Source organism: Allomuricauda sp. ARW1Y1 (assembly GCF_013407935.1).
Classification (GTDB): Bacteria; Bacteroidota; Bacteroidia; order Flavobacteriales; family Flavobacteriaceae; genus Flagellimonas.
The window spans coordinates 339,902-366,182 of the sequence record NZ_JACBZU010000001.1 but is presented as its reverse complement, the minus strand read 5'-3'; the positions used below and the strand labels follow the sequence as shown (position 1 = coordinate 366,182).

The following is a 26,281-nucleotide window of genomic DNA, read 5'->3' as shown; positions in this document are numbered from 1 at the left end:
ACAACAAATATCCAAAATGCAGTCAACTTTTTAGCCCCCGCGCTTAATTTTCTGCTTTTGCAGGGGGTTTTTGGTCAATTCCAAGTATTCTGTTCTATTTCTGAAAACCTGTATGGCGGTAAATACGGCTTCTTTAAAAGAACTCTCATCGGCTTTCCCCTTTCCTGCAATTTCGTAGGCGGTGCCATGATCTGGGGAGGTCCGGACCTTGTCCAGGCCAGCGGTGTAATTGACTCCTTTTCCAAAGGAAAGTGTTTTGAACGGAATGAGGCCCTGATCATGATAGGCAGCTAAAATGGCATCAAAATTTTCATGGTTTTTGGACCCAAAGAAGCTGTCGGCGGAGTATGGGCCGTAAACCAAAACCCCTTTGTTGAACAATTCTTTTATGGTGGGCTTTAAAATCTTGTCATCTTCTTCGCCAATGGTTCCGTTGTCACCGCTATGCGGATTGATGCCCAAAAGGGCAATTTTGGGGCGACGAATGCCAAAATCCATTTTTAGCGATTTTTCCATGGTCATCACCTTATCACGAATCAATTTTGGGGTAATGGCCTCGGCCACATCCTTTACCGCAATATGATCGGTAAGCAATCCCACACGAAGGGAGTTTGTGACCATAAACATGAGGCTTTCTCCTTTCAATTCTCTGGCGAGAAAGTCCGTATGGCCCGGAAAATTGAAGTCCTCCGATTGTATGTTGTTCTTGTTGATGGGCGCAGTGACCAAGACATCTATCTTGTCTTCTTTGAGTGCGTCAACAGCGGCCCGTAACGATTTAATGGCATACTCACCGCCTTCCTTGGTGGCCTCTCCGTAGGTTATGGCAGGCACCTCTTTCCAGACATTCACAATATTGATCTTGCCCTCAATGGCCTGTTCGGCATCACGAACGCCATTGAACTTGATGTCGATTCCCAAATCCTTGATCTGTTGGGAGACAGTTTTGTTGGATGCAAAGATGACCGGAGTGCAAAAGTCCAACATTCTTGCATCTTCAAATGTTTTGAGCGCAACCTCGCACCCAATGCCGTTAATATCCCCAACGGAGATCCCTAACCTTATTTTTTGACTTTCCTTCATAAAATGAATGCCGTTATGGCTACTTTTGCATTACAAAACTAGTCAATTAATAAGACACATGTTCACAGGGATCATAGAGACTTTGGGGAAAGTAGAAAAGTTGGAAAAGGACGGGGGAAATCTTCACCTGACCGTTAGTTCGGGAATCACTTCCGAATTGAAAATTGACCAGAGTGTTTCGCACAACGGAGTATGCCTTACCGTGGTGTCCATTAACGGGGATAGTTACACCGTCACTGCGATTGAAGAGACCTTGAACAAGACCAATCTTGGAGACATTAAGGTTGGCGATACGGTCAACCTGGAGCGCGCCATGGTATTGGGAGCACGTTTGGACGGGCACATTGTACAGGGACATGTGGACCAAACGGCGGTTTGCCAATCGGTTGCGGAACAGGATGGGAGTTGGGTCTATACCTTTATCTATGATTCCAAGCTCAACAACGTTACCATCGAAAAAGGGTCCATTACCGTTGATGGGGTAAGCCTCACGGTGGTCGATTCCCAAAAGGACAAGTTTAGCGTAGCTATTATTCCGTACACTTATGAGCATACCCGATTCCATGCCTACAAAGTAGGCACAAGAGTGAACTTGGAGTTTGATGTGGTCGGGAAATACGTTGCCCGATTGTTGGAACTTAGAGGCTAAACTCCATCAAAATACATTGCGCATGCCGCGCCAAATTCTGATGAGCACGAATGTCGCGATCAACACCATCACCGTTAGTCCTAAGGCCAATGGATAGTTTCCATAGATCCAATTTCCTGTGGCAAAAAGACATCCATACACCAAAATACAGCCCACAATCATGGCCAAAACACCCGATGGCACACTCCACTTGGCATTTTCATCTTCCAAGGTAACTCCGTCGGCCTTGGCCGCTTCATGAACCTTGTTCCATCCAGGACCTCCCGGCTTCGTGATTTTATAGAAACGGTAAAGTACCTTATTGTCCTCCGGTTTGGTCAAAAATGTGGTGGCCAACCAGAGTATGGTGGTAATCAGTACCACTAATGGGAATTTACTCCATGCAGGAAAGGGAGCACCTTCTGCCAAAAACAACGGATCTTCCAATTGCCAAAAAATAATGGAGATGATTCCAGAGGAGAACATCGCCACGATTTCGCTCCATGCGTTGATACGCCACCAGAACCATCGCAACAAAAAGATAAGTCCCGTTCCGGCTCCGAACATAATGATGATATCGAACAACTGGGTGGCATTGTTGAGTTCCAACGCGAACAAACTGCTCAGCACCATCAAAACAACGGTAGAGATTCGTCCTACGTTTACCAATTCCTTTTCCGAAGCATCTTTGTTGACCTGTTGCTTGTAAAAGTCGTTCACAATATAAGAGGAACCCCAGTTGAGGTGGGTTGAGATAGTGGACATGTAGGCCGCACCCAATGAAGCCATGACCAGACCCAACAAGCCCGTGGGCAACATGGTGAGCATAGCGGAATAGGCCAAATCATTTTTGAGGATATTCTCTGGCACATTCGGAAACGCCTGTTGGATGCTTTCCAAATCCGGGAAGACCACAATGGAGGCCAAAGCCACCAAAATCCAAGGCCAAGGCCGTAGTGCATAGTGTAATATATTGAAGAAAAAAGTTGCTCCAATAGCATGGTTCTCGTTTTTGGCGGCTAACATCCGCTGGGCGATATAACCTCCACCGCCCGGCTCTCCGCCGGGGTACCAAGCACTCCACCATTGTACCGCCAAGGGTATGATCAATAGGCCTATCAAGGCTTCCGTATCGGAAAAGTCGGGTAAAATGGACATTTTTTCCTGTACTTGGGCATTGGCCAAAATATTGTCCAATCCGCCCACTTCGGGTATGTTCACCAAATAGACAGCGGCACCGATAGCTCCGCCCATGGCAACGAAAAACAATAGAAAATCTGTATAAACTACACCCCTAAAACCACCAACGGCACTAAAAATCACGGTTATGGTTCCCCCAAGGAGTACAGTTTCAATGGGTTCCAGCCCAAGCATTACCTGCCCTATTTTGATAGCGGCCAAGGTTACAGCCGACATCGCCATCACATTAAAAACTACCCCCAAATACAACGATCTGAATCCTCTAAGAAAATGGGCCGGTTTTCCGCCGTAGCGCAAATCGTAAAACTCCATATCCGTGGCTACATTCGATTTTCTCCAAAGTTTCGCATAAACGAATACGGTTAACAAACCCGTGAGCAAAAAGGCCCACCAGCCCCAGTTTCCGGAAACCCCATCGGTTCGGACAAAATCCGTGACCAAGTTGGGCGTGTCCGTGGAGAAAGTGGTGGCTACCATGGAAAAGCCCAACAGCCACCAGGGCATGCTTCGGCCGGATAAAAAGTATTCTGCGGTATTTTTTCCTGATTTTTTGGAAACATAGATTCCTATAAAAAGCACGATGGCGAAGAATCCAAAGATGATGATGTAATCTAAAAGTTCTAGTTTCATTTGTTTAGTTTGGTTGGAGTTAAAGATAGGTTTTTTGGGTTACTTTTGTGAACCTGTAAAAAGTCTTCATGTTTCTTTCCGCTTTCTCAGATATTTCCGTAGCCGCATGGACCATGGCCGCCACCGCAGTTTTTTTGATGGGGGTTTCCAAAGCGGGACTCAAGGGAATGTCCATTTTTAATGTGACTTTGATGGCGTTGGCGTTCGGTTCCAAGGCTTCTACGGGGCTTTTTATCCCATTGTTGATTGTAGGAGATACGTTTGCAGTGATCTATTACAACCGACACACCCAATGGAAATATATTCTGCGGTTTTTGCCTTGGATGATTTTAGGTATCCTTATCGGGGTCTTGATCGGAAAAGACCTTCCCGAGCGCGAATTTAAATGGGCCATGGTGGTGGTGATTTTCATTAGCTTGGGCATGCTGGTGTTTTGGGACCGACGAAAATCAAAAAAGGTGCCCACCCATTGGCTGTTTTCGGGTTCCATGGGGATTTTATCGGGAGTATGCACCATGATCGGAAACTTGGCAGGAGCGTTCACCAATATTTTCTTTTTGGCGATGCGCTTGCCCAAAAACGAGTTTGTGGGCACTGCCGCTTGGCTGTTTTTTATCACCAACCTTTTTAAAATGCCCTTTCACGTTTTTGTTTGGAAAACGATTACCGTGGAAAGTCTGCTGATCAACTTGCGATTGCTCCCTGCTATTTTTGTTGGGTTGTTGTTGGGTGTTTTTCTGGTGAAGAAAATCAACGAGAAAAATTACAAACGCTTTATTTTGATTGTCACCGCCATTGGCGCTGCGGCGATATTGTTTAGATAGATAACTGTTAATATCGATCAAACATCAATTTGTTCATATTTGTAATAAAATGAGTTTAAGGATAAAAACACTTTTCTCTATCTTTATAAATAGAAAAGGGAGGAAAACTTTCCTCCCTCTTTAAGTAGCTCCGACTGGATTCCAACCTGCAACCTATGCCTTCGTTCAGCATTGCTCTATGCAATTGAGCTACGGAGCTTTTAAGGACTGTGCGCGCAGTCCTTATTTATTTGATAAAGTAAAATTATAGTATTCAGGCGGTTGAATGACCAAAAGAGCATGGGCGTTTTCCACAGATACTCAACAATTTGATTGTTGACAACTATGGAATCCAGTTAATAACTCCAAAGGAATTGGTAAAATTCACTAAAGCTTAGCGAAAATCATTAGATAAATCTACTTTTTGACAAATGATATGAATAATTGAATGATTGATAACTTTTTGAAATGATTTAAATATCCCATAAGAAAAGCCGCATCCAATTGGATGCGGCTTTCCTTTATACATTAAGATGTTCTTTTACTCCGAAGCACCTTCATAAATTGCATTAAAGATCAATTTAAAAGTACCGCGTGGCTGTGCCCTAAATTGGGGACGGAACGCAAACAAAACAGCAGAACCTTTCCCGTACTTGGCTTTTACCATGGCGGGTTTTTTGGCGATATACCTGTCTTCGCCCATGGCCCAACCGCTCATCAAAAGGTCTTTGGCAGCATAGGTGGCAATTACCTCTACATCGGGTTCAGGAGCGTCGGCAATTTCTTCCGTACCGCCTTCACCTGTTTTTCGCTGTTTGTCGATGGAGAAGGCCCTACTTCGGTTAAAAGAAACAGCAACCGTATCCTTCATGCCAAAAGCAAGCGGATGTGTGGTATCCACGCCAGCCTTGATCAAGGAACCGGGAATAAAGAAATCGTTGCTGTCGGCATTGGCCACTGCATTGCGCAAGGGAAGGCCAAACTGTTCAATCACAAAATCACTGGCTTCATCGAACGCGATCAAAGTGCCTCCTTCATCCACATAATCGCTCAACTTCACCGAACCTTTTAATCCGATACCTCCCGTGAATTTTTCAGGCATGCTCAAATTACTGTGTCCATGCAAAATGGAACTTGGCCGTTGTGAAGGGATGATAATGGCATCATATTGAGACAAGTCTCTGGTTTTGATATCCGCATCGTGCAAGGTATCCATATCAAACTCGTATTCATCCATGATATAACGGGTCCACCCTTCGTCCATATTGGCCACCCAAGATTTGTAGAGCCCTACTTTGGGCAAATGGATTTTTTTCAGTTGTACTTCGGGTTTGGCAGCAAGTCCGGTAAACTCAAGGCCGTACTCTTGGGCCAAGGATTCCATCAGCTCTTTGTCTCCGGAAACAATATAGGATCCAGCGGGCATGGTTGTTTTTCCCGCTTTGAATTCCGTCATGCTTTTATAAGCTGTTCCGCCTGCCTTTAACACTTTGTTGGTAGCGACCACGGCAGCATTGGTGTTGGCACTCAATGCATAGCCAAAGGAGCCGTTTCTATTTACATCACCTTCGTAATAGGACACAAGCCCTGTAACTTTCTCGGTTTGTACGTTGAATGATTCGGCAACCCTATCCACATCGATTCCCATTTGCATAGGCAATGTCCATCCGGCCAGATCGTAGGGGGTGTCTGGTGGTCCCCCCGGATATTGAAAACGGGTAGGGTAGTCCTGTTTTTCCATGAGGTCCAACAAATAAGGCCTAAAGGCCTGTGCGGTGTAGATGACGTAAGATCCTTCTTCATAATCTTTGCCGTTTACGGTAAAGTCCTTGGTGGCTCTTTCCACTTCAATTCCGCCTTGGAGCAGGACGTTTACCAAGTTCACCGCTTCAAAGGAATCCCATTGCTCTTTGCCAATAACATAGGCAAACAAATCTCCATTCTTGCCTTTTTCTACGGCCGATTTACCCATTTTATAGATGTTGTACAGGTAATTGCTCTTCCGGTCTGCGGCAAGGTCCAACGTGGCCCAAGTCGCAGTCAACATATAGTCCACAGCGTCGCGAAAATGGGATTCACCACCTTTCCATGGGTCAGGGTACATAATGTCGGTACCATCAGTAGGGGTGCCTCCTGCAACGGTTTTCGGAAGTTTTTCCGGATCATAGAATCTTGGGGTCGGTGTGGTATGTCCAGTTTCGGTCAAGATACCGATCATGTTGTGATAGTAAGGTACGGTACGTCCACCGCCGTTCCAGAACATGGTGTAAAAGTTGTCAGCGATGGCACCAGGCATGTTTTCCAAGGAAAAACGCTTGGTCATGGCAGAGCCCACTTCGCTAACGCCAGCGGTAATGGCCGGATGAATCCTAGGATTCACAGGGTCCGCGTAGGGGGGCAACGAAATTTTGGTCCAAGATGGGGACGACTGGTGGTGATTGTACACAATCTGGGGATACCATTCGTTGTACAATATCTTGGTCACATTATAGGTCTCGGGCATAATGTTCATAAACCAATCCCGGTTGTTATCGTGACCCATGTAGTAGTGATACAAAATTGGGGGACGGGAGGTTTCGTAGGGCGTGCCCAGATTTTTGCGGTACCAGTCCACCACGATATCCAAACCGTCGGGATTCATTACGGGCATCAATAGCGTAATCACATTTTCCCTGATTTTTTTCATTTCTTCGGTTTCGGAGGTGGCCAGGGTATAGGCCAGTTCCGAGGTCATCTGCCCATGGGCCAATTCGGTGGAGTGCATGCCCCCATCGACCCAAACGATCGCCTTACCTTCTTGGGAAAGGCGAACGGCTTCGTCATCGTTGACCTGTACACTGGCCAATTTGGTGCTGATGTCCTTCCACTTATCCAATTGTGCAAGATTTTCTTCTGTAGAAATGAACAGGAGGTACATTTTACGGCCCAATACGGTTTCTCCAATTTCGATTTTTTTCACTCGGTTGGAAGCTGCATCCAATTTTGACAAGTAATCTTCAATCTGGGAGTAATCGGCCAGTTTGTAGTCGGCTCCCACCTTGAATCCGTAAACATCTTCGGGGGAGGGAACATTCTGTGCCACGGAAAACGCGGCGCAAGACAAACACATCGCTGCGGAGAGCAGCCATGTTTTGAGGTTTGCTGTTTTAGAAATCATTTTTTGAATTAGTTATAATTTGACTGAAAATTAAGCAATTGAGCCGAGTATATTAAATCCCTTGCTTTTGAATTGTGTTTAAATAACATTTTTAATTTGGTATCCTGTTGGTAGAGAGGTGGTTGAGCGAAAGCTATCGGTCCAAGTTAGGATTCTTGCGGGATGCTTTTTTCTCGGCGGTTCGCTTTTTGGTCTTTAGCCGTTTTTCTTGTGAAGATTTTGTGGGGCGCGTAGGTTTCCGTTTTTTGGGAACCACAAGAGCATTTTTCAGGACGTCAAAAAAACGTTTTACAACCAAATCCTTGTTCCTGTGCTGGCTGCGGGCTTCGTCGCATTGCAGCATCAAAGCCCCATCGTTGGTTAAACGGGATTGTAATTTAAGGAGCAGCCGTTCTTTTTCCCTGTCAGATAGCCCTTCCGACTCGGGAATGTTGAACGTGAGCTCTACCTTGGACGAAACCTTATTCACATGTTGGCCTCCGGCCCCGCTGCTTCGCATGGCCTTAAACTGAAGTTCCCTATGTATCTGTTTTTTGTCCAACTTGGAGCCTTTTGTTGATGGTATTCAAAGATACATTAAGAAAAAGGGTTGACCCGGGACTTTGTTCTTTGTCAGAATTGAAGAAAAGAAGGGTACCATCTTCAGCTTTACTTTCGTTGAGGTAATGACTCCCTTTAAAAAAGGAATGGATAACCTCCACTCGTAAGCCCGAAGAATCGGAAAATTTGAATTCATGCGGATAAACAAGGACATCCCTATCGATCTCGGAATAGGATTTTAATAACTTCATGGGAACCTTGTTCACCTGTCCAAATAAGGATGCGGTGTAATAGTTGGGCGGGTTTAGATAGAGTTCTTGTGTGTTCTCGTTGGCAATGATCTGTCCTTGTTCCATAATTAGGGTGCGTTCGGCAAAGGGCAGTACATCATTGGGATCATGGCTTGCGGTGAGCACGGTAATGCCCTGTTTTTTGAGATATAAAAAGAGATTCCTTCGGAGGGAGAGCCGCTTAAAATTATCGATATGCCCGAACGGTTCGTCCAAAAGGAGGATTTCCGGTTCTTGTGCCAATACTCGCGCCAAGGCAACCCGCTGCTGTTGTCCGCCACTCAAAAACTTGACCTTTGTTTTTGCAAAAGACTTCATCTCAATCAAATCAAGTAGCTCATCAATACGCTCTTGATGGGTCTCGCGTTCAAAAACGGAAAGAAACTGACCGATGTTTTCCTCAACGGAAATGAACGGCATCAAATCAAAATCCTGTGCCAGATATTTCATGTAAGGTTCGCCGGGAACCAAATTGAAATTGGGGCCAAGCGCTTCTGTATCGCCCCAAAAAACAGAACCTTCTTCCACATGAAGGAGACCGTAGATAATTTTGAGCAGGGTGCTTTTTCCCGAGCCGCTTTCGCCCATCAGGGCCACATGCTCCCCCGGGGCCACTTCAAAAGCGATATCCTGTAAAATGGGTTGGTCTTGATACCCGAAAGAATGTACTTGGACTTTTAGCATAAAAATAAATGGCTCATCTGTCAAAAAAAAATGTCAGGTTGAGCGCAGTCGAAACCTAAATTGGTTTGCATGTGTTTTGTTCTCGACTGCGCTCGAACTGACATTATGTTGATGAATCAATCCTTAAACTCTTTGAGCACGGCCTGGTTAGGAAGCTCATCGTACCCCATATTAAAAAAGGTAAACCCGAAAATATCGGCATATTGCTCGATGGTTTTGCTCACAGGGGTTCCCGCTCCGTGACCGGCATTGGTCTCGATTCGGATAAGGGTAGGCTGATCTCCAGCTTGTTTTTCCTGTAGTTCTGCAGCGAACTTGAAGCTGTGTGCTGGAACTACACGGTCATCGTGATCTCCAGTGGTGACCAAAGTTGCCGGGTACGCCGTACCTTCCTTCACATTGTGTACAGGGGAATATCCTTTGATATAGTTGAACATTTCCTCACTGTCCTCGGAAGTTCCGTAATCGTAGGCCCATCCGGCACCAGCGGTAAAGGTGTGGTAGCGGAGCATATCCATTACACCCACCGCGGGCAAGGCTACTTGCATCAAATCGGGTCGCTGGGTCATGGTGGCGCCCACCAGCAGGCCTCCGTTAGATCCTCCACGGATGGCTAGGTATTCCTTGGAAGTGTAGTTGTTCTCGATCAAATACTCTGCTGCGGCTATAAAGTCATCAAACACATTCTGTTTTTGAAGCTTGGTTCCGGCAATATGCCATTTTTTACCGTATTCACCACCACCTCTAAGGTTAGGAACGGCGTAAATACCGCCCTGCTCCATCCAAACGGCATTGACAATGCTAAAGGAGGGTGTCAAACTGATATTGAAACCGCCATAGCCGTAAAGAATGGTCGGGTTTTGGCCGTTCAATTCGGTTCCTTTTTTGTAGGTGATGATCATGGGCACTTTGGTGCCATCCTTGGAGTTGTAGAATACTTGTTTGGACTCATAATCATCGGGATTAAAGTCAATTTGAGGTTTCCAGTATTGCTCATATTCCCCGGTTTCTACGTTGTATTTGTACAAAGAACCCGGTGTGTTGTAATTGGTGAAGGAGAAGTAAAATTCCTTGTCCTCTTTTTTGCCGCCAAAGCCTCCTGCGCTTCCTACACCTGGGAGTTCCACCTCGCGGACCAAGTTACCCTCGTAATCATATTGAAGCACTTTGGAAATGGCATCGACCATATATTCGGTAAAGAAATAGCCGCCGCCAGTACCTGCAGTAAGCACGTTTTCTGTTTCGGGAATCAGGTCTTTCCAATTATCTGGAGTAGGGTTGGCCGCATCCACGACCACGACTTTTTTGTTGGGTGCTTCACGGTTGGTGACCATGTACAGGGTGGAACCTTGGTTATCGATTACATAGGTATCGGAATCGGTGTCGTCCAGAATAGTGACCAATTCAGGATTCTCTTGGGAGAGGTCCATCATAAACAATTTGTTGCCCGATGTGGACACCGAAGCGGAAATGAACAAATACTTCTGGTCTTCGGAAACGGAACCGCCTACGTAACGGTGCTTTTGTTCTGGTGTGCCACCAAAAATGATTTTATCCTCAGACTGGGGCGTTCCCAATTTGTGATAATACAATTTATGTTGGTCGGTTTTTGCGGAAAGCTCGCTTCCTTCGGGCTTATCGTAGCTGGAATAAAAGAAACCATCGTTTCCTTTCCACGAAATACCACTGAACTTGATGTCCACTAAGGTGTCCTCGACAATTTCCTTGGATTCGGCATCGATGACAATTCCCTTGCGCCAATCGCTTCCTCCTTCGGAGATGAGGTAAGCCGCTTTGGAGCCGTCCTTGGTAAAACTAAGTCCCATCAGCGATGTGGTACCGTCCTCGGAAAAGGTGTTGGGGTCCAAAAAGACTTCTTCTTCGCCGCCATCCTTTTTACGGTAAACCACATATTGGTTTTGTAAGCCGTTGTTTTTGTAATAGTAGGTGTAGTGGCCCTCTTTGAAAGGTGATCCTACTTTTTCGTAGTTCCAGAGTTTTTCCAAACGGTTTTTAAGGTCTTCGCGGAAAGGGATTTTTTCCAAATACCCGAAGGTGACGGAGTTTTGCTCTTTTACCCAAGCTTCGGTCTCCTCGCTGCGGTCGTCTTCCAACCAGCGGTAGGGGTCGGGAACCTCTGTTCCAAAATAATTATCAACGGTGTCAACTTTTTTGGTGGTAGGATAGTTCACAGTGATGGGTTCTCTTTTTTTAGGTTGTTCCTGGCAGGCTGCAAACAAAACCAAAGCAGCCAACAGACTTATGTTTTTCATGTTTTCAAGGATTGATTCGGATAAAAATACAATGAATATTGACTATTTTTAGCAAAGAAAAAGCACTTAACGTTTTTTAACTTTCAGATGACATTCGAAGACAGACTTAGGAACATTAGTTACAAGGAAGTAAAAACTGGCCTATTGCTCGCTTCTGTCCTTTTTTTGCTTTTCATTTCAATCATTTTCTATGAATTTATATCTGATGATTCAAAGGTGGTTACAAAAGATATGGAAGTTGATTTAATGGTTGAAAGAGTAAAAAAAACGCAAAAAGGAATTCTTCTTTTACAAGATAGCATTGCAATTCATGGAGAAACCCCTTTAATTAGCCCAATTCAAAACATGAAAGCTTTCGCTAATTACGAAAGCAACCTCCCTGAAAATTATGTGTTAAGGCAAGTAGTTCCTAAATTTAGATTTAAGAAAGAAGCTAATAGTGACACCATAACAGTGTACCATTATGGTGACACTCTACTTTTTAAACTGTTTTTGGACTAAAGTGCTCCACAACATACTCTGCAATCTGTACGGCATTAGTTGCGGCCCCTTTGCGTAAGTTGTCCGCTACAATCCACATGTTCAATGTATTGGGTTGGGTTTCGTCCCGTCGGATGCGGCCCACAAAGACCTCGTCCCTTCCGTTGGCAAAAGCGGGCATGGGATAGGTGTTGGTTGCTGGGTTGTCCTGTACCACAATACCCGGTGTTTCGCTGAGTAACTGGCGGACTTCGGCCAAGTCAAAGTCGTTGTGGAACTCCACGTTTACGGATTCGGAATGTCCACCAGCAGTTGGGATGCGCACTGCCGTAGCGGTAACCGAAAAAGTGCGGTCGTCCAATATTTTTTGTGGTTCTCGGGCGAGCTTCATCTCTTCCTTGGTGTAGCCGTTTTCCAAGAATACATCGCAATGCGGCAGGGCGTTGCGGTTGATGGGGTACGGGTAAGCCATTTCACCTTCGATGCCTGCGGCTTCGTTTTCCATTTGTTGAACGGCCTTAACTCCCGTTCCTGAAACGGACTGATAGGTGGAGACCACTACGCGCTTCATTTGATATTTTTTGTGCAATGGGTCTAAGGCCAATACCATCTGAATAGTGGAACAATTGGGATTGGCGATGATCTTGTCATTGGCGGTGAGTGTATTGGCATTGATTTCGGGTACCACCAATTTTTTGGTGGGGTCCATACGCCAAGCCGAAGAATTATCGATAACCGTAGTTCCGACTTCGGCAAATTTGGGCGCCCATTCGAGCGAAGTGTCTCCCCCTGCCGAGAAAATGGCAATATCCGGACGGGCGGCTACAGCATCTGCCAATCCGATTACGGTGTACTCTTCGTTCTTATACGTAAGCTTCTTGCCCACGGAACGCTCCGAGGCAACCAACAATAATTCTGAAATAGGGAAGTTGCGCTCTTCCAATACTTTCAACATAACCTCGCCTACCATTCCGGTGGCTCCAACGACTGCTACTTTCATCTAAAAATTATTTCTTGCCGCAAAGGTACTTTAGTCAGGGAGTTAAACAAGCTTTTTTCGCAGCAATCAATAAAAAATAACAAAATGTTATAAATAAAACAACCATCAACATGTTAGCGAAACACATTGATGGTTTTAAAGGTTACTGTGATGTAGCGGCGGTGCCTAAAGTGCACCAACTATTTTTATGCTTTCAGATGCAAAACATCCAATGATTAAGGCAACTCGTTGTCAGGTCGAGCGCAGTCGAGGCCTGATGATTGGTTTTTTGTCCCAAATACTTCTCGACTTCGCTCGAAATGACATTGCATCATCATTGAATATGAATCTTGAATTACTTTTTAAGTAAATCCCTGATTTCTGCCAGCAACTCCTCTTGGGTTGGACCCTTTGGTGCTTCTGGTGCGGGCTCCTCTTTTTTCTTCATCTTGTTAACGCCTTTCACAATGAGGAACATCACAAAGGCCACGATGATAAAGTCGATGACATTGGTAAGGAATGCACCGTAGAGCACGGCAATTTCCCCAACAATTTCTCCTGCATCATTTGGAGTCCCCTCGGTGATGACGTATTTCAAATCGTTGAAATCTGCGTTAAACAATAATCCGATCAGTGGAGATACAATACCTCCAGTGAAGGAAGACACCACTTCTTTGAAAGCGGCACCCATGACGAAACCTACGGCAATATCCACCAGGTTTCCTTTCATGGCAAATTCTTTAAATTCTTTTAAAAATCCCATTTTTATAGTTGAGTATTGGTTATTGACCAACAAAGTAAAGAAAAAAGTGGTCTGCAAGGACGATGGTGCCGAAAAAAAGTCAATTTTTCACCACTCTTTTTACACGCTGGGATATCGCGGTTAGGATTTCGTAGGAGATGGTATTGGCTCCTGCTGCAAACGCTTCTGCGGATTTTTCCGGACCGAACACGATGACCTCGTCCCCTTCCTTGCAATCAATTCCGGTGACGTCTACCATGATCATGTCCATGCACACATTCCCCAAAATCGGTGCTTTTTTCCCGTTGATACTCACCGAACCTTTTCCTTTTCCGTACTGTCGACCAATACCATCGGCATGGCCCAAGGGCAAAGTGGCACTCCTTGTTTTTTGGTCGGCTTTAAAAGCGCGGTTGTAGCCTACGGAATGGTTGGGCTCGATTTCATGGATTTGCGAAATAACGGTTTTGAGCGTGGCTACGGGCTTGAGGGCTGCATCCACTTCGGCCTGATTACCGTAGCCGTACAATCCGATGCCGCTGCGGACCATCTCGAACTGAGCCTTCGGATAATTGATGATTCCGGAAGTGTTCAACATATGCCGCATGGGAGTGTAGCCCAATTTTTCAGCCAATGCCTTGCTCGATGTGGTAAAGGAATGAATCTGCGCTAAACTGAACTCCCTTTCGTTACCATCTTCAGAGGCCGCTAAATGCGAAAAGGTTGAAACGATTTTAATGGATGTACTTTTTGTGATGGCTTCCTCAATAAAATCAACATCGGTTTCGGCAAAACCCAGACGGTTAAGCCCTGTGTTGAACTTAATGTGAACGGGATACTGCTTTTGTTCTTGTATCTCGGCAGCTTTCAGAAATTGTTTTAGGATGTTTTTCGAATAAAGACTCGGTTCCAAGCAATAGGCAATCAAATCATCAAAATTTGATGCCAAGGGATGCAGGACCAATATCGGTAGTTTTATGCCGGCCTGTCGTAACAGAACCCCTTCACTTGCGTAGGCTACGGCAAGGTAATCGGCGCCCAATTGTTCCAATTTTTGCGCAATGGTCACCATATCGCTCCCATAGGCAAAGGCCTTTACTACTCCTAAAAATTTGGTGGTGGGCTCAATTTTGGAACGAAGGTATTTGTAATTGTGTTCCAAGGCCGATAGGTCCAAGACCAAGGTAGTTTCCCCGACCTTACTCATTGGATTTTTCTTTTTTGGAATTCACCTCTTCGGACTTTACATCCATATCCTTGATTTTTTCCCGGAGCATGGCCTTGTAGAAAGCCCCACGACTCAACGGTTCATATTCTTCGGTTTCGCCCAGGAGCACCAAGTTATCGTTAAGGGATTTTCTAAAACTGTAATTGGCCAGATTGCCTGTTCGCGTGCAAACGGCGTGTACTTTGGTCACATATTCTGCCGTTGCCATTAACGCGGGCATGGGTCCAAAAGGATTGCCCTTAAAATCCATATCCAGCCCGGCAACCACCACCCGGATACCACGGTTGGCCAAATCGTTGCACACGGTTACGATCTCATCGTCAAAAAATTGCGCTTCGTCAATGCCGATTACATCACAGTCATCCGCCAACAGGCGAATATTTGCTGCAGCGGGAACCGGAGTGGACCGGATTTCGTTTGCATCGTGGGAGACCACCATTTCTTCATGATAGCGAGTATCCACAATGGGTTTAAAAATCTCCACCTTTTGTTTGGCAAATTGGGCCCGCCTTAGTCTACGGATAAGCTCTTCGGTCTTTCCGGAAAACATGGAGCCGCAAATCACCTCAATCCATCCAAACTGTTCCTTAGGGTTGACTGTGTTTTCGAGAAACATACCGTATTTTTGAAAGAAATTGTTTGTTTTCCCGTTATATGGGAACCAGCACAAAGCTACTAAAAAATTGCACCCCTGTTTTCAATAAGATTTTAACCTTTTGTTGATAGGGTATTCGCAAAATCGTTATATTTTTATACGAAAGAGGAAAAGCTATGATACGGAAATTGAGGGAAGAGCTGATCAAATTGTCCACCGAGATTATTACGGCGCGGGAGGATACCGATCTTGCGGCACTATATGATAAGTCCAGAAAAATTTATGAGAAACTGGCCGTTCTCAAATTTATTGATGAGAAGTTGAACGATGTGGAGGTAGATGTCTCCCAAAACGTGATTGCCTCACGGTTCGAGAAAATGGCCAATGCTGTGTTGAGCGGTAACAAATCTGTTCCGGAAAGTAATCCGCACCAAGAGGATATCATTACAACTCCTTCGATGGACACGATCAGGGATATTGTGTCCGAAATGCCGTCCGACGAAGATCTGGAAAAGGTTTTTACTGAATTTGTGGCAAAGCCCAACTTAATGAAAAACGACATGGAAGACGTAACTCCCAAACAGGTAGGCAACACTTCCACTGCACAGTCCATTCAGCCAAAATCGTTGAACGATAGGCTTGCTAAGGATTTTCAGGTCGGCTTGAACGACAAACTGGCCTTTGTAAAGCACTTGTTCAACAACAATATGGAAGATTATACGCGGGTGCTTTCCCAACTCAACACCATCGATACCCAAGAACGCTCCATTGCTTTCATCAACAATATGGTGAAGCCGGAGTACAATAATTGGGAGGGGAAAGAAGAGTATGAGGCCCGCTTCATGTCACTCATTGAGAAAAGGTTCGCATAAATTCCATTTTACCATTTTAATTTAGAGGTAAGACCGTAACTTTGGTCTATGGGAAAGCTATATCTGGTGCCAACACCGATTGGAAATTTGGAGGACATGACACTTCGTGCCATCAAGGTGCTCAAAGAAGTAGATGTAGTTTTGGCTGAAGACACCCGGACCAGTGGTAAGCTGCTCAAGCATTTTGAGATTGACACTCCTTTGCAGAGCCATCACATGCACAACGAGCATAAACAGGTGGATGGATTGGTGCAAAAAATGAAAGAGGGTGCCATTTACGCCCTGATTTCCGATGCAGGTACCCCAGCTATTTCAGATCCTGGATTTTTGTTGACCCGCGCTTGTGTTGAAAACGATATTGAGGTAGAGTGTTTGCCTGGCCCAACGGCATTTGTTCCAGCGTTGGTAAATAGCGGATTGCCCAACGACCGATTTGTGTTTGAAGGGTTTCTGCCCATAAAAAAAGGCCGCCAGACCCGACTTTTGGAATTGGCCGAAGAAACCCGCACCATGGTTTTTTACGAATCGCCCCACAAGCTTATCAAAACCTTGACCCATTTTGGCGAGTACTTCGGAGAAGACAGGGCTATTTCCGTGTCCAGGGAATTGACCAAATTGTATGAAGAAACGGTTCGAGGAACTATAGCCGAGCTGATCGCCTATTTTACCACGAAGGCACCAAAAGGGGAATTTGTGATTGTGGTTGGGGGGAAGAAGTCTTAGTAAACAGTAGAAGCTCTTAGTCTGCTAAAGGTTTCTGGCTTCATGTTGAGGTAGGATGCCAGATATTTTTGGGGAATTACCTTTAATTCGTCCGGACATCTTTGCATAAATGAAATATATCGTTGTTCCGCGGTTAGGGTCAACAGTTCCACCTCTCGGGATAACCTACCAAACAGTACTTCCTGAAAAAAATGATGTCCCCATTGGTAAAAGGAAGAATCGTTTTTGAACAGACCAAGATAATCGCTTTTTGAGATAGCCAAAAGTCTTGATGGCTTCAGGGCTTCCAAGAAAATTTTTGAAGGTTCTCCGCTAACAAAAGAATCAAAAACCCCAGATGGGCTGCCTGTGTACGAGAAGCCCAAAACTACCTTTTCGCCTTTTTCATTCAAGACATAAATAGCTTGTACGCCTTCGAGGACGAGGTAAAAATTCCGTTCAATGCTACCCGCTTCAGTAATTAAATCGTATTGCTTGAAAGATTTTGTGCACCAAAGCGACTTGAAGCGTGCCTCCTCGTTATCGGACATCCGAAGATTGAAAAAGAGGTTTTTTAAAAGCAAAAAATCTTCATCTTGCATATTGCCCAAAGGATATTTTTTCTAAAAATACTACAATGGGCAAAATCAGTAAGGTATTTATGAACAGATTAGTTTTCCACCTGTTTCAAAATTTCACTAATCTGAACCAAATGACGTTCCAAATGGCAAATGAGAAACTCAAAACTTTCTGGCAGATAAAAATTAACAATGGGTCCGATTGCGGACGCAAACTTTATTTTCGTAACGTCCTTTCCCCTGCTAGTTACAATGGTTTCCTTTAAATGTCCGTACAACGCAAAGAATGAATCAATAATTTCATTTGCTTTATTGTCATTCACATGTTCCAAATCGATTATGGGCTCAAAACGTTTTAGCGTCTTCATTTTCCATTTTCTGACGTTGTTTTTGGGCCTTTGCCCTTCAATCACAAATTTTTGCCAAGCCCTGCATTTAAATTTTTTCTGATCCACATCAATACTGGATAAGTTGGGCAGTATTTCCTCAAACTTCTTGTGGTAATGTCCATAGGCGATGTTGAGGTGTAAAATCACCTCCAACACGCTCCAACTTTTGGGATTGACACGCTTTTTGAGTTGAACCAAAGGTACATCCCTCAGCTGCTCAACCGAATTGAAAATGGTATTTAATCGTTGGATTTGATTTTCAGGTGTTAAAATCAGTTTTGCCATGATCGGTAGTTTTTGTTCATGGCAAAATTTGGACAATAAAGAGACTTAAATGTTGATACAGGTCAAGAAAAGCATTTCAATATTTAGACCCATCATGCTTGCCCTTTTCCCAACCTACTTCGCCCAAATATTTTTCGGCACTTTCCACGGCCCCATCTTCAATGTTGGTGCCCATAGAATCGTTCCAGCGGTTGAGGTACCCAAAAAGGGATATGACCCCCATCATTTCTACAATTTCGCCATCGTTCCAATATTGATGTAACCTATTTTTAATATCAGCATTCACCGTATTGGGCACTTGGGAAGCCGCAAGCGCAAAATCCAAAGCAGCCCTCTCTGCTTCCGAAAACGCGTTATGGGTTCGGTATTCCCAAATGTTTTCCAGCTGTTCCTGTTCGGCGCCATAGCGTTCTGCGGCCCTAATGGCATGTGCTTGGCAATACCGGCAACCCGTGGCGTTGCTGCTTACCCAAGCGATCATTCGTTTTAAGGCGGAGGTCACACGGTCTTCATTGGCCATTACCGCTTTGTTCAAATTGATAAAAGCCTTGGAAATGGAAGGCCTGTGCTGCATGGTCAGCACCGAATTGGGGCAAAACCCAAGGGTTTCGTTGAAAAATTCGGCCAGTTGCTTGGTTTCGATATCATGGTCGGGGGAAAGGGGGTCTACTAGGGCCATCGTTGAGATTATAAATTGTATTTTTGAAGTCTACAAGAAACAAAAATTAATCATCATGACAAATCACATCACAACCAAATGGTTAGGCGAAATGGCCTTTGAGAGCAACAATCCTTCTGGGCATACAGTGCGTATGGATGCTGGCGCAGAAAGTGGCGGTTCGGGTGCCGGTTTGCGCCCCAAAGCATTGATGTTGTCCTCTTTGGCAGGCTGCTCTGGTCTGGATGTTGCTTCGCTTATCAAAAAAATGAAGCTGGAGGTAGATGATTTTAAAATAGAGACCATTGCGAACCTCACCGATGAACATCCGAAATACTATGACTCCGTAACCATAGAGTACCACTTTACTGGAGCCAACTTAAATGAGGAAAAACTCAAAAAAGCGGTAGACCTTTCGGTAGAAAAATATTGTGGTGTTATGGAAATGTTCAGAAAATTTGCTGAGTTGGATATTAAGACCATGTTTCATCATAAGTAAGAGTGTCACTTCGAGTAATTCTGATAAAATCAGAATTGTATCGAGAAGTGGCTTTCATGGAAAACAAGCAATTCCACTTTTAAAGGGATAATTGTAGAATTAGTTTTTTGTACTAAGTTTACAAGCACTGGAGTGACCATCTTATTTTTAAAATATGGTATGAAATGGTCAAACCAAAAAAGAAGCCTCATTAACGGTCATTTTGATTCGTTGCCCAATCTTGCTAAAAATGTTTAACCAATGGTTCTCGATACGTTTCGAAAATCTTTCGAAACACTCGAACTGACCATTTCCAAAACCTAACATGGATGCGCTGGACCATTAAACCAAAACCCGAACAAGAAGCCATTGACCAACTTTCCGAAGCTTTGGGCGTGGAGAATTTGGTGGCCCAACTGTTGATTCAGCGGGGAATTACCAATTTCGAGGAGGCAAAAGCATTTTTCCGACCAGAGTTGACCCATTTGCATGACCCTTTTTTGATGAAGGACATGGATAAGGCCGTCCAGCGGATTGAGCAAGCCATTGCAAAGGGCGAAAATATTTTGGTGTACGGGGATTATGATGTGGACGGCACGACTTCCGTAGCATTAATGAGCTCCTTTTTGATGGAAGCCTACCCCAATGTTGCAACCTATATTCCTGACCGCTACTTGGAAGGATATGGTATTTCCTTTCAGGGAATTGATTTTGCAGCGGACAATGATGTTAGCCTAATGATCGCCCTGGATTGTGGCATCAAGGCCATCAACCAAATAAAATACGCCAAGGAAAAAGGAATTGACGTCATCGTTTGCGATCATCACCGACCAGGGCAGCAGCTGCCCGAAGCCGTTGCGGTTTTAGACCCGAAGCAGGAGGATTGCGAATACCCGTACAAGGAACTTTGCGGTTGTGGGGTAGGCTTTAAATTGATTCAGGCCCTTGCTTCCAAACAGGGTAAAACTATCAACGATTTAATGCCATATCTAGATTTGGTGGCCACTGCCATTGCGGCCGATATTGTTCCTATCACAGGCGAAAATCGCGTATTGGCCCATTATGGACTACAGGTCATCAACGAATATCCAAGAACAGGAATCAAAGCGTTGATCGACCAAACCAAAAAACGGGAACTTACCATTACGGATGTGGTGTTCATCATTGCGCCACGAATCAACGCCGCAGGACGAATGAAACACGGTCAACATGCCGTTACCTTGCTTAGCGAGACCGATTTTGCACAAGCGCAACAATATGCTGCCGAAATCGAACTATTTAATACCGAACGAAGAAGTTTGGACCAAGAAATAACCCAAGAAGCCTTGGTACAGATTCAGGAAAACCAAGAAGAAGATAAGTTTACCTCGGTGGTCTACAACGAAAATTGGCACAAAGGAGTCATAGGCATCGTGGCCTCACGATTAACAGAAACCTATTACAGACCTACTTTGGTTTTCACTAAAAGTGGGGACAAATTGGCTGCTTCGGCCCGTTCGGTCAAAGGATTTGATATTTACAACGCGCTTGAAGGCTGTTCCGATTGCTTGGAGCAGTTCGGCGGACATATGTATGCTGCAGGACTTACGCTATTGGAAGAACAGTACGAGGCCTTCAAAAATCAGTTTGAAAAAGTGGTTTCGGAAACCATCGACCCTAAACTGTTGCAGCCCGAGATTGCTGTGGATGCCAAAATCGCTATGCATCAGATTACACCCAAATTGATGCGCATCTTGAAACAATTTGCCCCTTTTGGCCCAGGGAACATGACCCCGATTTTTATGGCCGAAGGTTTAAAGGACACCGGGTACGCACGAGGCGTAGGAGAAGACGAAAAGCACTTAAAGTGTAGCGTATATCAGCCCGGTTCCAATCCTATTGGCGCCATTGGGTTTAATTTGGGCGATAAATTGAATGTGGTAAAGCGAATAAAACCGTTTGATGCCGTATTTTCGTTGGATGAAAACGAATGGAACGGAACGGTGAGCCTTCAACTAAAACTAAGAGATATTCGCTAGCTACTTATGGACCCCTACGCAGCGCTCCGCTATAAGGAATTCAACATATTTTTGATTGTACGTTTTGCCATGGTATTTGCATGGTCCATGCAGTTTATTGTAATTGAGTGGCAGGTGTATTCGTTGACCAAGGACCCGCTTTCATTGGGGATTATTGGATTGATGGAGGTGATTCCTGCGGTGAGCATGGCACTTTTTGCGGGCCATATCGTGGACCAGAAAGAGAAACGGAATTTACTAGTGACCTGTATTGCAGGATTTTCCGTAATCAGTCTGGGGCTGTTTTTGTTGAGTTGGCCCGGACTTGAAGCATCTTGGGAATCCAAAACCATTCTCTATTCCATTTATGCCTTGGTTTTTTTGGGCGGATTTGTGCGCTCGTTTTTAGGACCGACCATTTTTTCGTTGATCGCGTTGATCGTTCCCAAAAAAATATATCCGAATGCAGCTACGTGGAGCAGCTCCACATGGCAATTGGCATCCGTTTTAGGCCCTGCCTTGGCCGGATTCTCCATAAGTTGGATAGGAGTGCACTGGAGCATGTGCGTTATTTTTGGCTTTTCGCTAGTGGCTTTGATGTTCTTGTTCCAAATCCCCAAAAAACCCATTATGAACCCAAAATTGGGAGAGTCAGTTTTCCAAAGTCTACGGGATGGACTCAAGTTTGTTTTTGGGAACAAGGCCATTTTTGGAGCGCTTACTTTGGATATGATTGCCGTACTTTTTGGCGGGGCCGTAGCACTTTTGCCCGTTTATGCACAGGATATTTTGCATGTGGGTTCGGAAGGATTCGGAATTTTGAGGGCGGCTCCAGCGGTGGGAGCTTCCATCACCATGTTGGGCTCCACCCGATTTCCGCTGCATAAAAATGCTGGAAAAAAATTGCTGTGGGCCGTGTTCGCCTTCGGCGTCTGTATTATTGTCTTCGGATTGTCGGAGTTATTTTGGTTATCGGTGATTGCCTTGTTCCTTAGTGGTGCGGTAGATGGTGTTTCGATGATCATACGCCAAACCATTTTGCAATTAAAGACTCCGGACAATATGCGGGGCAGGGTGGCTTCTGTAAATTCCATGTTCGTCGGGTCTTCCAATGAGCTGGGTGCTTTTGAAAGTGGATTGGCGGCCAAATTGATGGGCACCGTCACAGCGGTGGTTTTTGGTGGATGTATGACGCTTTTGACCGCAGGAACCACGGCCTTGGTATCACCTACCTTTAGACGATTGGACCTTCAAAAGGACATTGATGAGCACGAGAAGGAGGACTAACCTTCCAATTTCTCCAAAGTCAACTTTTCGCCATCAAAAACAGCATAGGTAAAATAGGAAATCCAATCCCCAAGATTGGTGTATTTGGATTTTTCGTTGAGCTGTATTTCCATGGGCAGATGGCGATGTCCAAAAATAAAATGGTCGTAATGTTGTTGTTCCAACTTTCGTTTAGCGTATAAAATCAACCATTCCTTATCCTCACCTAGGAATTTGGCATCCGCTTCACCGGAAATTATTTTGTTGTTCACCGAAAGATGCTGACCCAAGCGAACGCCCAAATCGGGGTGCAACCATTTAAAAAACCATTTGGCCACGGGATTGGTAAACACTTTCTTCATTCGTTTGAAGCCTTTGTCGTGAGGCCCTAATCCATCCCCATGACCGATAAAAAAGGAAGTGTCGTTGATGAGGAATTGCTTCGGTTTATGGTAAACGGGAATATTGAGCTCTTCTTCGAAGTAACCGTTCATCCAAAGGTCGTGGTTGCCCACAAAATAGGTGATAGGAATGCCCATGTCCGATAGCTCTGCCAGTTTTCCCAAGGTGCGGGTAAAGCCTTTGGGGACTACGGTTTTGTATTCAAACCAAAAGTCGAACAGGTCGCCCATCAAAAAAATGGCACCTGCATCGTCCTTAATGGAGTCGAGCCAAGCCACGAATTTTTTTTCACGGGGCAAACTATCCGTTCGGGTCGGGGCTCCGAGGTGGTTGTCGCTCGCGAAATAGACTTTTTTGCCTTTAGGAAGTGAAATACGGTCCAATGGATCTAGGGAAAAAGTTTATAGATGTCATTTCGTTTTACAAATCGGGATACTACGAAGGTATTATTTTCATAGAAAAAACCTAGACGATAGGAACCTACCCTTATTCGAAAAGCATTGGGGTGCCCCGACAGCTTTTTCACCGAAGTAAGTTCATCCAGTGATTTGGCCTCTTTCATTTGGAGAATGATCTGTTTCAATTTTTGCTTGGTCTTTTTATCGTTGACCTTCCTTAAATCCTTTTCCAACGATTTAAGATACCTGACTTTCATTCATCCAATAGTTTAAAGACATCGTCTTCGCTCACAAAATCTTCTTTGTCCGCTTGTTGCATCAAAAGTAATAGCCCAAGGTCTTCCTTTTCCGCTTCTGAAAGTTGATCAAAACGCTCTAGCTCCTTCTTTTTGACGTATTCCACAATGGCTTTTTCCATTAAGGCTTTCACGCTCAAGTTTTCGAATGCGGAAAGAACCTTTAGTTTTACCACAAGGGATTTATCGACTTCCACCAACTTTTTTATCTGGTTTTCCATACAACTTGGTCTCTCAAATGCTACACTAACAAATATATAAAATATATATCGTATATATTATTTTTTGTAACGTCGGTTGCTTCGTATTCTGTTGACCACATACACCACAATCACAAAGAGCACGAGTATGGGGAAAATCAAATCATTCATTTTGTAAATTTTTATTTCTTCTCTTGTTCAAAATCGTCATGCTGAACTTGATTCAGCATCTCACCACCTAATCTTTTCATGAGACCCTTAAACTAGTTTAGGGTGACGCGTATTTTTATAACTGGGGAGCATTCAACTACTTTTTAAACTTTTCCAATGCTTTTTTAGTATTCGGAGACAGTGCCAATCTTCCTGAAGCTTCGGCCCGTTCCAGCAATAGGTCGTCCCAGTGCTCCGTTCCTTCCCAAAGTACTTTTTTCATTTCGGAAAGTGCTTCGGGATTATAGGTTGCTAATTTCTGCAAATGAATGTCCAACTCTTTGTCCATATCTGCAATGGAATCATATACCTTGGCGTAAAGTCCTTGTTCTTTGGCCCAATAGGCGTTTTTCCACTCTGTGGGATACAATGTGAGCTCCGCCAATGCAGCTTTTCCCATTTTACGTTCCACGGCTGGGGCGATAACAAAGGGACCGATTCCAATGGAAATTTCCGATAGTTTGATGGCAGCCTCTACCGTGGCATGCACATAATCGCAGGCCGATGCCAATCCGACGCCACCACCAACGGTCTTGCCTTGAACCCGGCCAATAATGGGTTTGGAACATTTGCGCATGGCATTGATGACATGGGCGAAGCCGCTGAAAAATTGTTTACCCTCTTCCAAATTGGAAACGGCTACCAATTCATCAAAAGAAGCACCGGCGCAAAAGGCCCGTTCGCCTTCAGATTTTAAAAGGATGACCGAAACCTCTTTGTTTTCGGCAAGTTTTTCAAATTCCCGGGTAAGTCGAGCCAAAAGCTCGGACACAAAGGAGTTGCTGGCAGGGTGGCCAAATTCCACGGTTGCAATTCCGTTTTCTATTTTGGTGTATAGACTTCCATTGGTTCTATCTGTTGTCATTTTCGTCGATTATCAAATGGCAAAGCACTAAATTAAGGGTTTTGTACCAAGGGCCGGAACTTTCGCCTAAATTTCCAGACCAGTGAGAATCCACGAATCATCATCCAGACCACAAAGGCAATCCAGATGGCATAAAAACCAAGACCCAGATACATGCCCAAATAAAGACAAGGGATAAATCCTAAGAATGTTGCTGCCAAGAGCACATTCCGTAGGTACTTCATTTCGCCCATCCCTTTAAAAATCCCATCAAAAATGAAAGCCAAAGTGTTCATGGGTAACCCTAAAATCACGATATAAAAAATACTGTAAAAAGTATTGAGGACGATTTCCTCATTAGAAAAAAGGTGCCCGATGGGACGGTAAAAAATGAATCCAAAGCACATGAGAACAAGACTTACGATCATCCCATATTTAAAGATGGTCTTGGCCAACTTCCATAGCCCGTCGTAATCGGCAGCGCCCAAAAGCTTTCCGCCCATACTGTTTCCGGCAGCGGCATAGCCATCAATAAAAAAGGCGGCAAACAACCAAAGGTTGACGGCGATGGTATGCGCTCCGATAAATCGATCCCCCAAGGTGGTAGCTTCGCGCACGGCAAGCATCAGGGCTGCATTGAGTGCCAAGGTACGTACAAAGAGGTTGAGACTCATAAAAATCAACCGTTTGATTTCCTTGTTCAGCGGAAAGGTCAATTTCATGCTGATATCTGTCTTTTTTACCAACAGGATAAGGGACAAAATTGCCATGATGGCCTGTGCAATCAAGCTTGCCCATGCAGCTCCTTCCAAATACAAAGGGGGAATAAACCCTTCGATACCGTAGACAAGGACAAAGTCCAAAACAATGTTGAGCCCAGCCCCCAACATGGCGATGACCATAGGGTAGAAGGTGTTCTGCAATCCGCGGAAAATACCAAAGATGGCAAAGGTGAACAGGGTAAGCGGGAATCCCCAAACCCGAATGGAATAATAGGAGACACAATACTCCAATATTTTTCCCGACGCATTAAAGAGCGCAAAAATCTCTTCGATCACAAAAATGGTGGTGAGCAGCACTACGATGCTCAAACAGATGTTGAGAAAAATGGCTTGTGCGGGCATGTTTTTTACCTCGTCCAATCTTCCTGCACCCAAATATTGGGAAATGATGGCCGAAATGGAACTACGGGTCTGGCCCAAAACCCAAATCAGCATGGACAAAAAGGAGCCTACGATGCCTGCCGCGGCCAGTGATTCCAACCCGTCTACGGGAATGTTGCCCACTATGGCCGTATCCGTAATGGAGAGGATGGGTTCTGCAATCCCGGAAATGGTTGCAGGGATTGCCAATTGGTTGATGCTCTTGAAGTTTACCTGCGTGCTCAAATCGGG

The 26,281-nt window shown here is 44.7% G+C and carries 26 protein-coding genes and 1 tRNA gene; 8 read left to right on the top strand and 19 right to left on the bottom strand.

Features of this window, described 5'->3' with window-relative positions:
- Nucleotides 1–30: 30 nt before the first annotated feature.
- Nucleotides 31–1,083, bottom strand: a complete 1,053-nt coding sequence (gene pdxA, locus GGE08_RS01635; RefSeq protein ID WP_179383171.1) for a 4-hydroxythreonine-4-phosphate dehydrogenase PdxA — start codon at nucleotides 1,081–1,083, stop codon at nucleotides 31–33.
- A gap of 58 nt (nucleotides 1,084–1,141) precedes the next feature.
- Between pdxA and GGE08_RS01630 the strand changes: the two genes are divergently transcribed.
- Entirely contained in the window at nucleotides 1,142–1,732 is a 591-nt protein-coding gene (locus GGE08_RS01630) for a riboflavin synthase (protein WP_179383170.1), read from the top strand.
- A gap of 6 nt (nucleotides 1,733–1,738) precedes the next feature.
- Here the strand turns inward: GGE08_RS01630 and GGE08_RS01625 are convergent, their stop codons facing one another.
- Complete coding sequence (locus GGE08_RS01625; protein WP_179383169.1) at nucleotides 1,739–3,541, bottom strand: sodium:solute symporter family protein; 1,803 nt, start codon at nucleotides 3,539–3,541, stop codon at nucleotides 1,739–1,741.
- Between the two features lie 68 nt (nucleotides 3,542–3,609).
- On the opposite strand from GGE08_RS01625, the gene GGE08_RS01620 reads away from it, so the two are divergent.
- Nucleotides 3,610–4,365, top strand: coding sequence for a sulfite exporter TauE/SafE family protein (locus tag GGE08_RS01620; RefSeq protein ID WP_179383168.1), 756 nt, complete (start codon nucleotides 3,610–3,612; stop codon nucleotides 4,363–4,365).
- Between the two features lie 125 nt (nucleotides 4,366–4,490).
- On the opposite strand, the gene GGE08_RS01615 is transcribed toward GGE08_RS01620, so the two are convergent.
- The 5 genes from GGE08_RS01615 to GGE08_RS01595 form a co-directional block, all read right to left on the bottom strand.
- Nucleotides 4,491–4,564: transfer RNA gene (locus GGE08_RS01615), tRNA-Arg, on the bottom strand.
- A gap of 321 nt (nucleotides 4,565–4,885) precedes the next feature.
- Nucleotides 4,886–7,501 (bottom strand): M14 metallopeptidase family protein, encoded by a 2,616-nt coding sequence (locus GGE08_RS01610; protein ID WP_179383167.1) that lies wholly within the window; start codon nucleotides 7,499–7,501, stop codon nucleotides 4,886–4,888.
- A gap of 133 nt (nucleotides 7,502–7,634) precedes the next feature.
- The gene (arfB, locus tag GGE08_RS01605) at nucleotides 7,635–8,042 is read right to left on the bottom strand and encodes an alternative ribosome rescue aminoacyl-tRNA hydrolase ArfB (protein WP_179383166.1); all 408 of its coding nucleotides are present in this window, start codon (nucleotides 8,040–8,042) and stop codon (nucleotides 7,635–7,637) included.
- Nucleotides 8,020–9,015, bottom strand: a complete 996-nt coding sequence (locus GGE08_RS01600) for an ABC transporter ATP-binding protein (protein ID WP_179383165.1) — start codon at nucleotides 9,013–9,015, stop codon at nucleotides 8,020–8,022. Before GGE08_RS01600 ends, arfB begins: the two co-directional genes overlap by 23 nt.
- Nucleotides 9,016–9,131: 116 nt before the next feature.
- Nucleotides 9,132–11,288, bottom strand: coding sequence for a prolyl oligopeptidase family protein (locus GGE08_RS01595; protein WP_179383164.1), 2,157 nt, complete (start codon nucleotides 11,286–11,288; stop codon nucleotides 9,132–9,134).
- 144 nt (nucleotides 11,289–11,432) lie between these two features.
- On the opposite strand from GGE08_RS01595, the gene GGE08_RS01590 reads away from it, so the two are divergent.
- Nucleotides 11,433–11,789: a hypothetical protein gene (locus GGE08_RS01590; RefSeq protein ID WP_179383163.1), complete on the top strand. Its 357-nt coding sequence runs from the start codon at nucleotides 11,433–11,435 to the stop codon at nucleotides 11,787–11,789.
- Here the strand turns inward: GGE08_RS01590 and GGE08_RS01585 are convergent.
- The 4 genes from GGE08_RS01585 to GGE08_RS01570 all read right to left on the bottom strand — a co-directional run bounded on the left by GGE08_RS01585 (nucleotide 11,770) and on the right by GGE08_RS01570 (nucleotide 15,333).
- Nucleotides 11,770–12,768 (bottom strand): aspartate-semialdehyde dehydrogenase, encoded by a 999-nt coding sequence (locus GGE08_RS01585; RefSeq protein WP_179383162.1) that lies wholly within the window; start codon nucleotides 12,766–12,768, stop codon nucleotides 11,770–11,772. The genes GGE08_RS01590 and GGE08_RS01585 overlap by 20 nt on opposite strands.
- Before the next feature lie 334 nt (nucleotides 12,769–13,102).
- Entirely contained in the window at nucleotides 13,103–13,510 is a 408-nt protein-coding gene (mscL, locus tag GGE08_RS01580) for a large-conductance mechanosensitive channel protein MscL (RefSeq protein ID WP_127140285.1), read from the bottom strand.
- A gap of 79 nt (nucleotides 13,511–13,589) precedes the next feature.
- Nucleotides 13,590–14,696 (bottom strand): alanine racemase, encoded by a 1,107-nt coding sequence (gene alr / locus GGE08_RS01575; RefSeq protein ID WP_179383161.1) that lies wholly within the window; start codon nucleotides 14,694–14,696, stop codon nucleotides 13,590–13,592.
- Entirely contained in the window at nucleotides 14,689–15,333 is a 645-nt protein-coding gene (locus GGE08_RS01570; RefSeq protein WP_179383160.1) for a thymidine kinase, read from the bottom strand. Before GGE08_RS01570 ends, alr begins: the two co-directional genes overlap by 8 nt.
- A 155-nt stretch (nucleotides 15,334–15,488) precedes the next feature.
- Between GGE08_RS01570 and GGE08_RS01565 the strand changes: the two genes are divergently transcribed.
- Nucleotides 15,489–16,184, top strand: coding sequence for a hypothetical protein (locus tag GGE08_RS01565; RefSeq protein WP_179383159.1), 696 nt, complete (start codon nucleotides 15,489–15,491; stop codon nucleotides 16,182–16,184).
- A 48-nt stretch (nucleotides 16,185–16,232) separates the two neighbouring features.
- On the top strand, nucleotides 16,233–16,907 hold the full coding sequence (gene rsmI / locus GGE08_RS01560; RefSeq protein ID WP_179383158.1) for a 16S rRNA (cytidine(1402)-2'-O)-methyltransferase: 675 nt from the start codon (nucleotides 16,233–16,235) through the stop codon (nucleotides 16,905–16,907).
- On the opposite strand, the gene GGE08_RS01555 is transcribed toward rsmI, so the two are convergent.
- The 3 genes from GGE08_RS01555 to GGE08_RS01545 form a co-directional block, all read right to left on the bottom strand.
- Nucleotides 16,904–17,488 (bottom strand): Crp/Fnr family transcriptional regulator, encoded by a 585-nt coding sequence (locus GGE08_RS01555; protein ID WP_179383157.1) that lies wholly within the window; start codon nucleotides 17,486–17,488, stop codon nucleotides 16,904–16,906. The genes rsmI and GGE08_RS01555 overlap by 4 nt on opposite strands.
- Nucleotides 17,489–17,556: 68 nt before the next feature.
- The gene (locus tag GGE08_RS01550; RefSeq protein ID WP_179383156.1) at nucleotides 17,557–18,138 is read right to left on the bottom strand and encodes a hypothetical protein; all 582 of its coding nucleotides are present in this window, start codon (nucleotides 18,136–18,138) and stop codon (nucleotides 17,557–17,559) included.
- Nucleotides 18,139–18,214: 76 nt separating this feature from the next.
- Complete coding sequence (locus GGE08_RS01545; protein ID WP_179383155.1) at nucleotides 18,215–18,817, bottom strand: carboxymuconolactone decarboxylase family protein; 603 nt, start codon at nucleotides 18,815–18,817, stop codon at nucleotides 18,215–18,217.
- Nucleotides 18,818–18,872: 55 nt separating this feature from the next.
- On the opposite strand from GGE08_RS01545, the gene GGE08_RS01540 reads away from it, so the two are divergent.
- From GGE08_RS01540 to GGE08_RS01530, 3 genes are all read left to right on the top strand, one after another.
- On the top strand, nucleotides 18,873–19,295 hold the full coding sequence (locus tag GGE08_RS01540; RefSeq protein WP_179383154.1) for an OsmC family protein: 423 nt from the start codon (nucleotides 18,873–18,875) through the stop codon (nucleotides 19,293–19,295).
- 308 nt (nucleotides 19,296–19,603) lie between these two features.
- Nucleotides 19,604–21,292, top strand: coding sequence for a single-stranded-DNA-specific exonuclease RecJ (recJ, locus tag GGE08_RS01535; protein ID WP_179383153.1), 1,689 nt, complete (start codon nucleotides 19,604–19,606; stop codon nucleotides 21,290–21,292).
- Between the two features lie 6 nt (nucleotides 21,293–21,298).
- The gene (locus GGE08_RS01530; RefSeq protein ID WP_179383152.1) at nucleotides 21,299–22,558 is read left to right on the top strand and encodes an MFS transporter; all 1,260 of its coding nucleotides are present in this window, start codon (nucleotides 21,299–21,301) and stop codon (nucleotides 22,556–22,558) included.
- Here the strand turns inward: GGE08_RS01530 and GGE08_RS01525 are convergent.
- From GGE08_RS01525 to GGE08_RS01505, 5 genes are all read right to left on the bottom strand, one after another.
- Complete coding sequence (locus tag GGE08_RS01525) at nucleotides 22,555–23,313, bottom strand: UDP-2,3-diacylglucosamine diphosphatase (RefSeq protein ID WP_179383734.1); 759 nt, start codon at nucleotides 23,311–23,313, stop codon at nucleotides 22,555–22,557. The genes GGE08_RS01530 and GGE08_RS01525 overlap by 4 nt on opposite strands.
- A 14-nt stretch (nucleotides 23,314–23,327) precedes the next feature.
- Complete coding sequence (locus GGE08_RS01520; protein ID WP_179383151.1) at nucleotides 23,328–23,594, bottom strand: type II toxin-antitoxin system RelE/ParE family toxin; 267 nt, start codon at nucleotides 23,592–23,594, stop codon at nucleotides 23,328–23,330.
- Nucleotides 23,591–23,854, bottom strand: coding sequence for a hypothetical protein (locus GGE08_RS01515; RefSeq protein WP_179383150.1), 264 nt, complete (start codon nucleotides 23,852–23,854; stop codon nucleotides 23,591–23,593). Before GGE08_RS01515 ends, GGE08_RS01520 begins: the two co-directional genes overlap by 4 nt.
- A gap of 286 nt (nucleotides 23,855–24,140) precedes the next feature.
- Entirely contained in the window at nucleotides 24,141–24,908 is a 768-nt protein-coding gene (locus tag GGE08_RS01510) for an enoyl-CoA hydratase/isomerase family protein (RefSeq protein ID WP_179383149.1), read from the bottom strand.
- A gap of 32 nt (nucleotides 24,909–24,940) precedes the next feature.
- Entirely contained in the window at nucleotides 24,941–26,275 is a 1,335-nt protein-coding gene (locus GGE08_RS01505; RefSeq protein ID WP_179383148.1) for an MATE family efflux transporter, read from the bottom strand.
- Between the last annotated feature and the right edge of the window lie 6 nt (nucleotides 26,276–26,281).

Coding starts and splice junctions, on each gene's coding strand:
- GGE08_RS01600 (WP_179383165.1), bottom strand. CDS start 9,015: ATGCTAAAAGTCCAAGTACATTCTTTCGGGTATCAAGACCAACCCATT.
- GGE08_RS01595 (WP_179383164.1), bottom strand. CDS start 11,288: ATGAAAAACATAAGTCTGTTGGCTGCTTTGGTTTTGTTTGCAGCCTGC.
- recJ (WP_179383153.1), top strand. CDS start 19,604: ATGCGCTGGACCATTAAACCAAAACCCGAACAAGAAGCCATTGACCAA.
- GGE08_RS01630 (WP_179383170.1), top strand. CDS start 1,142: ATGTTCACAGGGATCATAGAGACTTTGGGGAAAGTAGAAAAGTTGGAA.
- GGE08_RS01510 (WP_179383149.1), bottom strand. CDS start 24,908: ATGACAACAGATAGAACCAATGGAAGTCTATACACCAAAATAGAAAAC.
- GGE08_RS01540 (WP_179383154.1), top strand. CDS start 18,873: ATGACAAATCACATCACAACCAAATGGTTAGGCGAAATGGCCTTTGAG.
- GGE08_RS01570 (WP_179383160.1), bottom strand. CDS start 15,333: ATGTTTCTCGAAAACACAGTCAACCCTAAGGAACAGTTTGGATGGATT.
- mscL (WP_127140285.1), bottom strand. CDS start 13,510: ATGGGATTTTTAAAAGAATTTAAAGAATTTGCCATGAAAGGAAACCTG.
- GGE08_RS01520 (WP_179383151.1), bottom strand. CDS start 23,594: ATGAAAGTCAGGTATCTTAAATCGTTGGAAAAGGATTTAAGGAAGGTC.
- GGE08_RS01565 (WP_179383159.1), top strand. CDS start 15,489: ATGATACGGAAATTGAGGGAAGAGCTGATCAAATTGTCCACCGAGATT.
- GGE08_RS01515 (WP_179383150.1), bottom strand. CDS start 23,854: ATGGAAAACCAGATAAAAAAGTTGGTGGAAGTCGATAAATCCCTTGTG.
- alr (WP_179383161.1), bottom strand. CDS start 14,696: ATGAGTAAGGTCGGGGAAACTACCTTGGTCTTGGACCTATCGGCCTTG.
- rsmI (WP_179383158.1), top strand. CDS start 16,233: ATGGGAAAGCTATATCTGGTGCCAACACCGATTGGAAATTTGGAGGAC.
- GGE08_RS01555 (WP_179383157.1), bottom strand. CDS start 17,488: ATGCAAGATGAAGATTTTTTGCTTTTAAAAAACCTCTTTTTCAATCTT.
- GGE08_RS01585 (WP_179383162.1), bottom strand. CDS start 12,768: ATGAAAGTAGCAGTCGTTGGAGCCACCGGAATGGTAGGCGAGGTTATG.
- GGE08_RS01545 (WP_179383155.1), bottom strand. CDS start 18,817: ATGGCCCTAGTAGACCCCCTTTCCCCCGACCATGATATCGAAACCAAG.
- pdxA (WP_179383171.1), bottom strand. CDS start 1,083: ATGAAGGAAAGTCAAAAAATAAGGTTAGGGATCTCCGTTGGGGATATT.
- GGE08_RS01610 (WP_179383167.1), bottom strand. CDS start 7,501: ATGATTTCTAAAACAGCAAACCTCAAAACATGGCTGCTCTCCGCAGCG.
- GGE08_RS01620 (WP_179383168.1), top strand. CDS start 3,610: ATGTTTCTTTCCGCTTTCTCAGATATTTCCGTAGCCGCATGGACCATG.
- GGE08_RS01550 (WP_179383156.1), bottom strand. CDS start 18,138: ATGGCAAAACTGATTTTAACACCTGAAAATCAAATCCAACGATTAAAT.
- GGE08_RS01625 (WP_179383169.1), bottom strand. CDS start 3,541: ATGAAACTAGAACTTTTAGATTACATCATCATCTTTGGATTCTTCGCC.
- GGE08_RS01530 (WP_179383152.1), top strand. CDS start 21,299: ATGGACCCCTACGCAGCGCTCCGCTATAAGGAATTCAACATATTTTTG.